Source organism: Kribbella sp. NPDC058245, from assembly GCF_042882005.1.
GTDB lineage: Bacteria > Actinomycetota > Actinomycetes > Propionibacteriales > Kribbellaceae > Kribbella.
The window spans coordinates 26,444-38,606 of record NZ_JBHVWY010000032.1; the positions used below are offsets into that span (position 1 = coordinate 26,444).

Genomic DNA, 12,163 nt, shown 5'->3' on the forward strand with positions numbered 1-12,163 from the left:
AGTCGGCGAACAGAACCATGGAGTCATGTTGATGCTCCTGCTCCAGATCGCCGTCTATGCCTTCGCACTCCTCGTCATCGTGTTCTTCGGATACCTCGTCGACCGATCGCTCAATCACGCTGACCAATCCCGAACAGCAGCGGGCTCGATTGGACGACGTCGGGGTGCCGGTCGGCGAGTCGCGCGCACTCGAGCGCGGTCTGCAGCGGCGCCAGATCGCTGTGCGGTAGTGCCAATCCCTTGTAGTGACTGTCGATCATGACGGTCAGCCAGTCGCCTGCGCCGGCCAGGCCGTGAACCGACACCGCGCGCAGCCCTGCGCCGGTCAGCTCGGATCGCAGCTGCGCGACCGTGTGGTACGTCGTGTGCTCTGACCAGGCCGCGGTTCGGTTGATCGCGACCGCCGCCACGAACCCGCCGTACCGCGTCACTCGAACCGCTTCACGCAGAGCGGTACGGCGGTCGGCGGGGTCGGCCACCAGCGGCATCAGGCCGGGCAGGAACGCCGCATCGAACTCCTCGTCCGCGGTCTGTCGTGCGACCGGATTCAGCATCCGTACGTCGTACCCGTCCGCCAGCAGACCTTGCGCGTGAATCCCATGCCCACCTCCGATATCCGCCACCTTCGCCGGCGGCTCCGGCAGGTACTGGCGGAGCAACTCCCGCACCCGCGCCGTCTCCAGCAGCCTCGTCATCCCGTGTTCGTCATGAATCGTCATGACGAACAAGCCTCACCACACTTCACCCCCCACGGCAGGCCAGATCCCGGGGCATCCCGGGGCAGCCAGCGCCCGTCGCTAATGTCCGAATAACTGGCGGGCGTGGTCGGCGTGTTTTCGGACGTTAGCGGCGATCGCTGCGGACGACGCCGGTTCGCGGAAAGTGGCGGCCGGTATTTGACAGTAGGACTCCGCGGATCCCCATCCGAGGCGGCCGGCTGAAGCCCGCCGGGCGGGTCGCGACCCCCGGCTAGGGCCGATCCCACTAACGTCCGAAAAACCGTACGCGGGCTCTCCGATCGTTCGGACGTTAGTGCGGGGTCTGCCTTAACGTCCGAAAAACCGTACGCGGGCCCTCCGATCCTTCGGACGTTAGCGCAGGTGCCTGGCGGGGCGGCGCTCATTGTTGGGTGCCCGGGAAGGCAACACCTTCCCGGGCAACGGGTGTTAGGGCTTGCGGAGGAGGCCGATGAGGCCGTGGGTTTCGTTGTCGGGACCGGCGGAGAACCAGAGGGCGTCGGTGCCGCCGGTGGCGGCCGTGCCTTGGGTCAGGGCCCAGAGGCCGTCGATGGCGAGGGGCTTCCCTGCCGGGGTGCGGACCTGCCCCACGGACTTGTAGCGACCGTGGGACTTCGGCTGGACGATGTTGATCCGGCCGTCGCCGAAGTTGCCGATCAGCAAGGTGCCGGCGGGCTGACCCCACGCGGTCGGGGCGAGCGCGAGCGCCCAGGGCGCGTTCAGGTCTCCGCGCGACGCGACCCGGGCGACGAACTTCCCGTCGACCGTGTACTCGTCGACGTACCCGAGGCCGTGCCCAGCGGCACTACGGCCGGTCTTCTTGTCGACCTTGGCGTAGCTGACGAAGATCCGCCCGTTCAGCGTCTGCACGTTGAACGGGGTGTAGCCCGAGGGGAGTGAGAAGTCCCGGAAGGCCCACCAGGACTGCTTGACCGGCTTGAACGTGTTGTCGAAGACGTCGATCCGGTGCTGCGCGAAGTTGGCGGCGTACAACTTGTCCCCGGCGAGGGCGAGGCCGGTGTAGACGGCTCCGGGGGTGGTCGCCTTGATCTCGGCCGCGCCGACGAGCGGGCTGACGGGTGGTCCCCAGGCCGCGATCTGCCCGGTCAACGTCGAGAAGATGAAGCGGGCCGGCGCGCTCGCGGTCCCGTTGGACAGCACGAACCCGGTCCCGGCGTTGGCCACCTGCCCGGTCGGCGCGGGTACGTTCACCCGGATGGTCGGCACCTTCGTGGGTGCAGCCGTGTAGAGCGTGGAGGTCGACGTACCGGCGTTTGAGGTCCACAACGGCGACGTCGCGCCGAGCGCCAGCCCCCACGGATTCACCAGATCTGGGTCGGCCAGGGCCGCTTTCCCCGGTTGGTCGGCCACCAGGTTGACCTGCTGTACGGCGAGCCCGCCATGGGGCCCGCCGTACGGGTGCGCGTTTGCTGCCGGGGCGACGAGCCCCAGTCCACCCACAAGCACGGTCGCCAGAATCACCGGGCGACCCTTGAGACGAAACGACATGTCACTTCCTGTCGATCGAGGGACGAAAACACCCCTGATACGTCAGGAACGAACGGGTGGTTCAGATCTCAGGCCCAGGACTCCGCGTGGGTCGGGATGCCGTTCGGGGCGGAGAGCTCGCTGGTGATGTCCTCCGCGTCCGGGTCGAGCGGCTCGAACGGAACCTCCGGTACGACGTACGCGCGGGCGCCGGCCAGCATCTCGATGCCGGGCAGCTCGAACCAGGCCTCGCCGACCTCGCGGCTGATCTCGAAGATGGCCTGCTCGGCGGTCTCGACGGGGTCGATCTCGCCGCCTTCCTCGAGCTCGGCGGGGTGCCGTTCCTGGGCGGCGCGGCCGGCTTCCAGGAGCGTGTCCAGGTCGACGACGCGTAGGTCGAAGCGGGAGACGACGCTGATCACGTGGTCCTCGTCGGTCTCCTCCTCGCCGTCGACGTCCTCTTCGTCGTCGAGCAGCAGCGGGGTGGTGCCGGTGTGCTCGAAGACGGCGTCGTTCCAGTCGGCGACGAGCTCCTCGAGGGCAGCGTTCTGCTCGTCGAGGGTGTCGTGGTCCTCGGTGCCGGTCATCGCCAGCAGGGACTCGGTGTGGGCCTGCAGGCGCTCAGCGAGCTTGCGGCTGGCCTCGGCGAGGGCCTCGCGGCTCTCGGCGGAGAAGAACTGCTCGGCGGGGGCGGTGATGTCCAAATCAGTCACGGCGTAAGTATGGGGGCGGCGGGCCCAGGCGCGAAGTCAGGTCCGGTATCAGGAGCGTGAGAGACCCGTGAGAGAGCTGTCAGCGGGTGTGAGAGAGCTGTGAGAACCCTCCTGACCAGGCAGCGAGCGGTGTGCAGTGAAGGCATGAGCAAGAAACCCGTGCGGGGCCGTCATGTCTGACGTGATCTACCTCGCCGTCACCGTCGTCGTCTTCGCGGCCGTCTGGTTCGCGCTGCGTGGAGTGGAGAAGTTGTGAGCGCCGAGAACATCGCCGGACTGGTGGTGGCCGTGGCTCTGGTTCTTTACCTGGTCGCCGCCCTGATCTTTCCCGAGAGGTTCTGATGTCCGACACCGCTGCCGGCCTGTTGCAGGTCGGCTTCCTGGTCGCGTGCCTGGCCGTGGTCTACCGGCCGTTCGGCGGGTACATGGCCCGGGTCTACACCTCCGACTCCGACCTGCGGGTCGAGCGGGGCGCCTACCGGCTCTTCGGTGTGGACGCGCGGGCCGACCAGACCTGGGCGGTCTACGCCCGGTCCCTGCTCGCGTTCTCCGCGGTCAGTGTGTTCCTGCTGTACATCCTGCAGCGGGTGCAGAGCCACCTGCCGCTGTCGCTGGGCCTGCCGAACGTCGAGTCCGGCCTGGCCTTCAACACCGCGGCGTCGTTCGTGTCGAACACGAACTGGCAGTCGTACTCGCCCGAGGTGACGATGGGTCACCTGGTCCAGTTCGCCGGCCTCGCCGTACAGAACTTCCTCTCCGCCGCGGTCGGAATCAGCGTCGCGGTCGCCCTGATCCGGGGCTTCGCGCGGTCCAAGACCGACCGGCTCGGCAACTTCTGGGTCGACCTGACCCGGACGGTACTGCGCGTGCTCCTGCCGATCGCGATCGTCGGAACACTCGCTCTAGTCGCTCTTGGTGTTGTCCAGAACTTCTCTGGTGGGCACGAGGTGACCTCGGTGGTCGGCCAGACCCAGACCATCCCAGGCGGCCCGGTGGCCAGCCAGGAGGTCATCAAGGAGCTCGGCACCAACGGTGGTGGCTACTACAACGCGAACTCAGGTCACCCGTTCGAGAACCCGAACGGCCTGTCCAACCTGTTCGAGATCTTCCTGCTGCTGGTGATCCCGGTCTGCCTGACCCGGACCTTCGGCGTGATGGTCAAGGACAAGCGACAGGGCTACGCGATCCTCGGCGTGATGGGCACGCTGTGGGCAGCCTTCACGTTCTCCGCGACCTTCTTCGAGAACCAAGGAACCGGTACGGCGACGCAGGCCGCCGGTGCCGCGATGGAGGGTAAGGAAACCCGCTTCGGCGAATGGGCGTCGGCCCTGTTCGCCAGCTCCACCACCGGTACGTCGACCGGCGCGGTGAACGCTGCGCACGACTCGTTCACCCCACTCGGCGGCGGTACGGCGCTCTTCCACATGATGCTCGGTGAGGTCTCACCGGGTGGTACCGGAACCGGCCTGTACGGCATGCTCATCCTTGCAGTGCTGACGGTGTTCATCGCCGGCCTGATGGTCGGCCGGACGCCGGAGTACCTGCGCAAGAAGATCACCGCGCGCGAGATGAAGCTGGTCTCGCTCTACATCCTTGCGACGCCGACCGTCGTACTGGTGGGTGCCTCGATCGCGATGGGGCTGGCCGTCGCACGGGCGTCGATCTTCAACACTGACAGCCCGCATGGGTTCTCCGAGGTCCTGTATGCGTTCACCTCGGCCGGTAACAACAACGGGTCAGCGTTCGGTGGCATCAGCGCCAACATCCCCTTCTACAACACGGCTCTCGGCCTGGTGATGCTGCTCGGCCGCTTCGTCCCGATCGTGTTCGCGCTCGCGCTGGCGGGTTCGCTCGCCAAGCAGCAGCCAGTCCCGGTCACCCAGGGCACATTGCCCACGCACAAGGCCTTGTTCGTCACGATGCTCGTCGGTGTCGTTCTGATCGTGACCGGCCTGACCTACTTCCCCGCACTCACTCTCGGACCCCTCGCGGAGGGACTGTGACCACGCTAGTGAAGACCCCTCCTCCCGCTGAGGAGAAGGCGGTCGAGAAGAAGGCATCTTCCGGTCTGTTCGACCCCAGGATGCTGCTGACCTCGCTCCCGGATGCCGTGCGCAAGCTCGATCCGCGGGTGATGGTGAAGAACCCGGTGATGTTCGTGGTCGAGGTCGGCGCGGTCGCGTCGACGATCATCGCGATCACCGACTCCAGCGTGTTCGCCTGGTGGATCGTCGTGTGGCTCTGGCTGACCGTGATCTTCGCCAACCTGGCGGAGGCCGTGGCCGAAGGCCGCGGCAAGGCTCAGGCCGAGACGCTGCGTCGTGCCAAGACCGAGACCACCGCCCGTCGGCTCATCGATAACGGCCCTTCGGAAGAAGAGGTACCAGCGGCTCAGCTGCAGCTCGGCGACTTGGTGGTCGTCGAGGCGGGAGAGATCATTCCCGGCGACGGTGATGTCGTCGAGGGTGTGGCGAGCGTCGACGAGTCGGCGATCACCGGTGAGTCGGCTCCGGTCATCCGCGAGTCCGGTGGCGACCGCAGTGCGGTCACCGGCGGTACCAAGGTGCTCTCGGACCGGATCGTCGTGAAGATCATGACCAAGCCCGGTGAGAGCTTCATCGACCGGATGATCGCGCTGGTCGAGGGCGCCTCGCGGCAGAAGACGCCGAACGAGATCGCCCTGAACATTCTGCTGGCGAGCCTGACGATCGTGTTCCTGATCGCCACGGTCACGCTGCCGACGTTCGCGAACTACGGCGGTGTGCACCTCAGCATCGTGATCCTGGTGGCCCTGCTGGTCTGCCTGATCCCGACCACGATCGGTGCGCTGCTGTCCGCGATCGGTATCGCCGGCATGGACCGGCTGGTGCAGCGCAACGTGCTCGCGATGTCCGGTCGTGCGGTCGAGGCGGCCGGTGACGTGAACACGTTGCTGCTGGACAAGACGGGCACTATCACGCTGGGAAACCGGCAGGCGGCCGAGTTCATCCCGGTGGTCGGAGTGACCGACACCGAGCTGGCTGACGCGGCCCAACTGTCAAGCCTGGCTGACGAAACGCCCGAGGGTCGGTCGATCGTCGTACTGGCGAAGACTGGTTATGGTCTGCGCGAACGGCACACGGGAGAGTTGCCGCATGCAACGTTCGTCGAGTTCACCGCACAGACGCGGATGAGCGGCGTCGACGTCGACGATCGCCAGGTGCGCAAGGGCGCAGCGGGTGCCGTCAACGTCTGGATCAACGGCCACGGCGGTACGACGGATCCGCGGCTCGGCGAGATCGTGGACGGCATCTCGGCCTCTGGCGGTACGCCGCTGGTCGTGGCCGAGGCAGTCGGCGGTACGGCGCGCGCCCTCGGGGTGATCCACCTCAAGGACGTGGTCAAGGCCGGGATGCGGGAGCGCTTCGACCAGATGCGCGCGATGGGCATCCGGACCGTGATGATCACCGGTGACAACGCGCTGACCGCGAAGGCGATCGCCGAGGAGGCCGGGGTCGACGACTTCCTGGCCGAGGCGACGCCCGAGGACAAGATGGCGCTGATCAAGAAGGAGCAGGAGGGCGGCCGGCTGGTCGCGATGACCGGTGACGGCACCAACGACGCGCCCGCGCTCGCGCAGGCCGACGTCGGGGTCGCGATGAACACCGGGACGTCGGCGGCCAAGGAGGCCGGCAACATGGTCGACCTGGACTCCAACCCGACCAAGCTGATCGAGATCGTTGAGATCGGCAAGCAGTTGCTGATCACCCGCGGATCGCTGACCACGTTCTCGATCGCGAACGACGTGGCCAAGTACTTCGCGATCCTGCCGGCCCTGTTCGCCTCGGCGTACCCGGGACTGGACAAGCTCAACATCATGCAGCTGCACTCGCCGGAGTCGGCGATCGTCTCCGCGATCGTCTTCAACGCCCTGGTGATCGTTGCCTTGGTCCCGCTGGCCCTGCGTGGTGTTCGCTACCGGCCGTCCTCGGCCTCGGCGATGCTGCGCCGCAACCTGCTCGTGTACGGCGTTGGTGGCCTCATCACACCGTTCATCGGCATCAAGCTTCTCGACCTGGTGATCTCGTTGATCCCTGGTCTTCGGTGAAGGGACTTCAGATGATGAGGCAGTTCGGTACGGCGCTCCGTGCGCTGCTGGTGTTCACGGTGGTGCTCGGCATCGCCTATCCGTTGGTCATGACCGGGGCGTCGCAGGTGCTGTTCCACGGCAACGCGAACGGCTCGATGATCAAGGTGAACGGCAAAGAGGTCGCCTCCGACCTGATCGGTCAGAGCTACACGATGGACAGCGGGAAGAAGGACGACAAGGGCGACGCGATCATGGTCGCCGACCCGAAATGGTTCCAGACCCGGCCGTCGGCGGTCGACTACGACGCGATGGGCAGCGCAGCGTCGCAGTACGGGCCGAACAACGCCGACCTGCTCCAGCTGGTCAACGACCGGCGGCAGGAGGTGGCGAAGCTGGAGGGTGTCGACCCTTCGCAGGTCCCGCCGGATGCGGTGACGGCCAGTGGGTCGGGACTCGACCCGGCGATCAGCCCGGCGTACGCCGCTCTGCAGATCAACCGGGTTGCCCGGGAGCGCGGGCTATCCGTGGCTCAGGTGACGCAGTTGGTGAAGAAGAACACGCACGGTCGTGTGCTCGGGTTCCTGGGGGAGCCGTACGTCAATGTCGTCACGCTCAACGCAGCGCTGGCATGATCACTGTATGCGGCATCATCGAGTGAGGGGTGGTCAGCTGCGGGTCTACCTCGGCGCCGCACCTGGCGTCGGGAAGACCTACAAGATGCTGGGTGAGGGGCAGCGCAGGCTGGCCCGGGGCACCGATGTGGTGATCGGGTTCGTGGAGACCCACGGCCGTGAGCACACCGCAGCGATGGTCGAGGGGCTCGAACTGGTACCGCGGCGGATCGTCGACTACCGCGGTGCCAGCTTCACCGAGCTGGACCTGGACGCCCTGCTGGCCCGGCGGCCCGAGGTCGCGCTGGTCGACGAACTGGCGCACACGAACGTGCCGGGCGGCCGGAACGAGAAGCGCTGGCAGGACATCGAGGAGCTGCTGGCCGCCGGGATCGACGTGATCTCGGCGGTCAACATCCAGCACCTGGAGTCGATCAACGACGTGGTCGAGAAGATCACCGGCGTGCCGCAGCAGGAGACCGTGCCGGACCGCGTGGTCCGGGCCGCGGACCAGATCGAACTGGTCGACATGACCCCGGAGGCGCTGCGCCGCCGGATGGCGCACGGCAACGTCTACGCGGCGGACAAGATCGACGCTGCCCTGGGCAACTACTTCCGGGTCGGCAACCTGTCCGCCCTGCGCGAACTCGCACTGCTGTGGCTCGCCGACCGGGTGGACGCGGGGCTCCAGCAGTACCGTGCCCAACATGACATCGACTCGACCTGGGAGGCCAGGGAACGGGTGGTCGTCGCTCTCACCGGCGGTGCCGAAGGCGAGACCCTGATCCGGCGTGCCGCCCGCATCGCCGCCCGCTCCTCCGGTGGGGACCTGCTCGCCGTCCACGTCGCCCGCTCGGACGGGCTGACCGGCGCCGACCCGAAACGCTTGGCCGAGCAGCGCAATCTGGTCGAATCGCTCGGTGGTACCTACCACCAGGTGGTGGGGGACGACGTACCGCTGGCCCTGTTGACGTTTGCCCGCGCCGAGAACGCGACCCAGTTGGTGCTCGGCGGTTCGCGCCGCTCGCGGCTGTCCGCGATCACCGGGCCAGGGATCGGGTCGTCGACGATTCGGGACTCGGGCGATATCGACGTACACATCGTCACGCACTCGCAGATGGGTCGCGGTCGGCTGCCTCGGCTGCGCGGGAGCTTGTCGCGGCGGCGGAAGGTTCAGGGGTTCGTGCTGTCGGTCCTCCTGCAGCCGATCCTCGCGCTCGCGCTGGATCTCGGTGGCGATCGGATCAACCTGACCAGCGACGTACTGGCTTTCTTGCTGGCTGTGGTGGTTGTTGCGCTGGTTGGTGGGCTCTGGCCGGCGCTGGTGACCGCGGTCGGTGGATCGTTGGTGATCAACTATTTCTTCACGCCACCGACCAAGACCTTCACGATCGCCGAGGTGAACAACGCGCTCGCGCTGGCGATCTTCGTGCTGGTGGCGGCGCTGGTGAGTTCAGTCGTCGACCGGGCTGCCCGCCGTACCAGACAGGCCGCTCGAGCGGCGGCCGAGTCGGAGACCTTGGCCACGCTCGCCGGTTCGGTCCTGCGCGGCGAGACCGCGTTGCCGGCCTTGCTCGAGCGGGTGCGCGAGGCCTTCGGGATGACGAGCGCCTGCCTGATGGAGCGCGTGGACGATGACGAGCTGACCGAGATCTGGCGACCGATCGCTTCAGCCGGTACGCCGACCTGCCGGCGACCGGAGGATGGGGACGCGGAGATCCCGGGTCGGGATGATCTGGTGCTCGTGCTGCAAGGTCGGCAGCTGGCTGCGGATGAGCGGCGGCTGGTGGGCGCGTTTGCGGCCCACGCGGCTGCGTTGGTGGATCGAGCCCGGTTGAGCGAGGCGGCCGCGGAGGCGAAGCCGCTTGCCGAGGCGGACAAGCTCCGTACGGCGTTGCTTCGGGCGGTCGGTCATGACCTGCGATCGCCGTTGGCGTCGGCCAAGGCCTCGGTGACTTCGCTGCGCAGCGATGATGTGGAGTGGACCGAGTCCGAGCGTTCTGAGCTGTTGGAGACTGCGGATGAGTCACTCGACCGGCTCTCCCGGCTGGTCGACAATCTGCTCGACCTGTCCCGGCTGCAGGCGGGAGTCCTGCCAGTGTTCACGCGGCCGATGGCGCTGGATGAGGTGATTCCCGGCGTACTGGCTGAGCTCGGCGACGACGGTGCGCGGGTCGTTGTGGACATCCCGCACACACTGCCGTTGATCGAGGCCGACCCGGCGTTGATCGAGCGCGTTGTGGCGAACCTGGTGGCGAACGCCTTGCGCTACTCGCCTCCCGACCGTGGACCGTTGGTGACGGGGAGCTCGCTCGGGGACACGGTGGAGATCAGGGTGATTGATCGGGGTCCCGGGATCCCGCGCGAGGACCGCGATCGAGTGTTCGCGCCGTTCCAGCGATTGGGCGACACCGACAACACGGTCGGGGTGGGGCTCGGCCTCGCCCTGGCTCGCGGTTTGGCCGAGGCGATGCAGGGCTCGGTGCAACCCGAGGACACCCCCGGCGGCGGACTGACGATGGTCGTGTCAGTGCCGGCCGCCACGACTGCCGACGTACCGGTGCCTGGAGCACGTGAACGGGAAGGCCCAAAATGACCACAACGTCCGAAGATCCGAGGACGAGTGCCCGCGAGTCTTCGGACGTTAGCGGTGGCTGGGGGGTCGCGTGACCAGGGTGCTGGTGGTCGACGACGAGCCGCAGATTGTGCGGGCGTTGCAGATCAACCTGAAGGCGCGTGGGTACGAGGTGCATCTGGCCGGCACCGGTACGGCGGCGCTTCGGGTGGCCGCGCAACATCCGCCGGAACTCGTCATCCTGGACCTCGGGTTGCCGGATTTCGACGGGGTCGACGTGATTCGCGGGCTGCGCGGCTGGACGGAGGCGCCGATCCTGGTGCTGTCCGGGCGGACTGATCAGACCGACAAGGTCGAGGCGCTGGACGCCGGGGCCGACGACTACGTCACGAAGCCGTTCGGGATCGACGAGCTGCTGGCGCGGATGCGCGCCGTACTGCGGCGAAGCAACCTGGCGCAGGATGAGCCTGTGGTCGCCGTCGGTGGTATTCGCGTCGACCTCGCCGCGAAGCGGGTCACGTTGGAGACCGGTGAGGACATCCGGCTGACGCCGACCGAGTGGCATCTGCTCGAGGTGCTGGTCCGGCATCCGGGCAAGCTGATGGCGCAACGCCAGCTGCTGACCGAGGTGTGGGGGCCAGGGTACGAGAGCGCGAGTGGAAACCTTCGCTTCTACATGGGTCAGCTGCGGCGCAAGCTCGAGGCCGATCCGGCGCGCCCAAAACATCTGTTGACCGAACCCGGGATGGGCTACCGTTTCGAGCCGTGACGACAACGGGGGACCCGCGCAGGGTCAATTACGCGAAACGTACTGCCGAGACGCAGGCCGCCTTCTTCACCAGGCATTTGCGCCCAGGAATCAGCCTGCTCGACCTCGGCTGCGGACCGGGATCCATCACGGTCGGACTGGCCGAACGGGTACATCCGGGATCCACGACGGGCTTCGACCTCCATCCCGGACTGCCTGAAGGGGCAGACCCGAGTGCGGTGACGCTGGTCGAAGGTGACGTGACGAAGGGCCTTCCGTTCGAGGACGGCACCTTCGACGCGGTCTTCTCCAGCGCGATGCTGCAACACCTGCCCGACCCGCTGGCCGTCATGCACGAGGTACGACGCGTAGCCCGTCCGGGCGCGGTCGTCGGCTTCGTCGACGCCGACTGGGACGGCCAGCTGCTCTACCCGACGAACGCGTTGCTGGAGGCGTCTTCTGAGGTAATGCGCCGGCTTCGTGCCGGGACGTCGCCGTTCGTCGGCAAGCAACTGCGTTCCCTGCTCGTCGAGGCCGGCTTCGTCAACTGTGAGAGCTACGCGCGCGTCGTTCACCACGGCACGCCGGCAGAGGTCGCCGGGGTCGGGACCTTCACCGCGAGCCTGATGGCCAAGCAACGCGACCGGATCATCGAGCAGAACATCGCCACCGGTGCCGAGGTCGACGAGATGGAGCAGGCCTGGACGACCTGGTCCGAGGAGCCCGGCGGCTTCCTCGCCCGCTTCTGGATCGAAGCCGTCGGCTGGGCCCCCGAGCCCTAACGTCCGAAGGGTCGTAGTACATGGTCGGCGTGTCTTCGGACGCTAGCGGCGGCCGGCCCCGCATCCGCGGCCGATGGGCGGGGGTGAGTCGGGGCCGTGAACAGGAACCGGTGGGCTTGAACAAGCCATAACGTGTTCAAGCCCCCCACCAACCACGCGACCCCCCACCACGGGATGCCCGCCCGGAGCATTCGGGTGCGACGGTCTTGTCGTTGGGGACTTCTTCCTGTCGATCCAGGTCAGTCCCGTTCCCCAGCCACCGCGCTCCCCCGCGCCCTCCCGACCCCCCGCGCCCCTCCCGACCCGACCCGGCCTGTTGCTGGGCATTTCAGGGGATATCCGCTGAATGTGCTGGGCGGAGTCCATCGGTCGAAGCAACGCCTGAAGGAAGGTGTTGTCCGATGCCGGTTGCGCGTGGGTATGAGGTGCGGGAGAGGTTT

At 67.3% G+C, this 12,163-nt stretch carries 10 protein-coding genes; 7 read left to right on the forward strand and 3 right to left on the reverse strand.

Annotated elements, in window-relative coordinates:
• Positions 1-110: 110 nt before the first annotated feature.
• From ACFVWG_RS41150 to ACFVWG_RS41160, 3 genes are all read right to left on the reverse strand, one after another.
• Complete coding sequence (locus tag ACFVWG_RS41150; RefSeq protein ID WP_391548980.1) at positions 111-719, reverse strand: class I SAM-dependent methyltransferase; 609 nt, start codon at positions 717-719, stop codon at positions 111-113.
• Between the two features lie 447 nt (positions 720-1,166).
• Positions 1,167-2,246 carry a TIGR03118 family protein gene (locus tag ACFVWG_RS41155; protein WP_391548981.1) on the reverse strand — a complete coding sequence of 360 codons (1,080 nt, stop codon included), beginning with the start codon at positions 2,244-2,246 and terminating at the stop codon, positions 1,167-1,169.
• A gap of 68 nt (positions 2,247-2,314) precedes the next feature.
• On the reverse strand, positions 2,315-2,938 hold the full coding sequence (locus ACFVWG_RS41160) for a hypothetical protein (RefSeq protein ID WP_391548982.1): 624 nt from the start codon (positions 2,936-2,938) through the stop codon (positions 2,315-2,317).
• 252 nt (positions 2,939-3,190) lie between these two features.
• On the opposite strand from ACFVWG_RS41160, the gene kdpF reads away from it, so the two are divergent.
• The 7 genes from kdpF (at position 3,191) to ACFVWG_RS41195 (ending at position 11,723) form a co-directional block, all read left to right on the forward strand.
• Entirely contained in the window at positions 3,191-3,280 is a 90-nt protein-coding gene (gene kdpF, locus ACFVWG_RS41165; RefSeq protein ID WP_131363646.1) for a K(+)-transporting ATPase subunit F, read from the forward strand.
• Positions 3,280-4,941 carry a potassium-transporting ATPase subunit KdpA gene (gene kdpA / locus ACFVWG_RS41170; protein WP_391548983.1) on the forward strand — a complete coding sequence of 554 codons (1,662 nt, stop codon included), beginning with the start codon at positions 3,280-3,282 and terminating at the stop codon, positions 4,939-4,941. The genes kdpF and kdpA overlap by 1 nt, the downstream gene beginning before the upstream one ends.
• A gap of 80 nt (positions 4,942-5,021) precedes the next feature.
• Positions 5,022-7,025 (forward strand): potassium-transporting ATPase subunit KdpB, encoded by a 2,004-nt coding sequence (gene kdpB / locus ACFVWG_RS41175; protein WP_391548988.1) that lies wholly within the window; start codon positions 5,022-5,024, stop codon positions 7,023-7,025.
• Between the two features lie 11 nt (positions 7,026-7,036).
• The gene (gene kdpC / locus ACFVWG_RS41180; protein WP_391548984.1) at positions 7,037-7,639 is read left to right on the forward strand and encodes a K(+)-transporting ATPase subunit C; all 603 of its coding nucleotides are present in this window, start codon (positions 7,037-7,039) and stop codon (positions 7,637-7,639) included.
• Between the two features lie 7 nt (positions 7,640-7,646).
• Positions 7,647-10,214 (forward strand): DUF4118 domain-containing protein, encoded by a 2,568-nt coding sequence (locus tag ACFVWG_RS41185; protein WP_391548985.1) that lies wholly within the window; start codon positions 7,647-7,649, stop codon positions 10,212-10,214.
• 70 nt (positions 10,215-10,284) lie between these two features.
• Entirely contained in the window at positions 10,285-10,962 is a 678-nt protein-coding gene (locus ACFVWG_RS41190; protein ID WP_391548986.1) for a response regulator, read from the forward strand.
• Positions 10,959-11,723, forward strand: coding sequence for a methyltransferase domain-containing protein (locus tag ACFVWG_RS41195; protein WP_391548987.1), 765 nt, complete (start codon positions 10,959-10,961; stop codon positions 11,721-11,723). Before ACFVWG_RS41190 ends, ACFVWG_RS41195 begins: the two co-directional genes overlap by 4 nt.
• Positions 11,724-12,163 lie beyond the last annotated feature (440 nt).

What these genes read in the sequence shown, in the direction of transcription:
- ACFVWG_RS41150 (WP_391548980.1), bottom strand. Translation starts at nt 719, where the DNA reads ATGACGATTCATGACGAACACGGGATGACGAGGCTGCTGGAGACGGCG.
- ACFVWG_RS41155 (WP_391548981.1), bottom strand. Translation starts at nt 2,246, where the DNA reads ATGTCGTTTCGTCTCAAGGGTCGCCCGGTGATTCTGGCGACCGTGCTT.
- kdpA (WP_391548983.1), top strand. Translation starts at nt 3,280, where the DNA reads ATGTCCGACACCGCTGCCGGCCTGTTGCAGGTCGGCTTCCTGGTCGCG.
- kdpB (WP_391548988.1), top strand. Translation starts at nt 5,022, where the DNA reads ATGCTGCTGACCTCGCTCCCGGATGCCGTGCGCAAGCTCGATCCGCGG.
- kdpC (WP_391548984.1), top strand. Translation starts at nt 7,037, where the DNA reads ATGATGAGGCAGTTCGGTACGGCGCTCCGTGCGCTGCTGGTGTTCACG.
- ACFVWG_RS41185 (WP_391548985.1), top strand. Translation starts at nt 7,647, where the DNA reads ATGCGGCATCATCGAGTGAGGGGTGGTCAGCTGCGGGTCTACCTCGGC.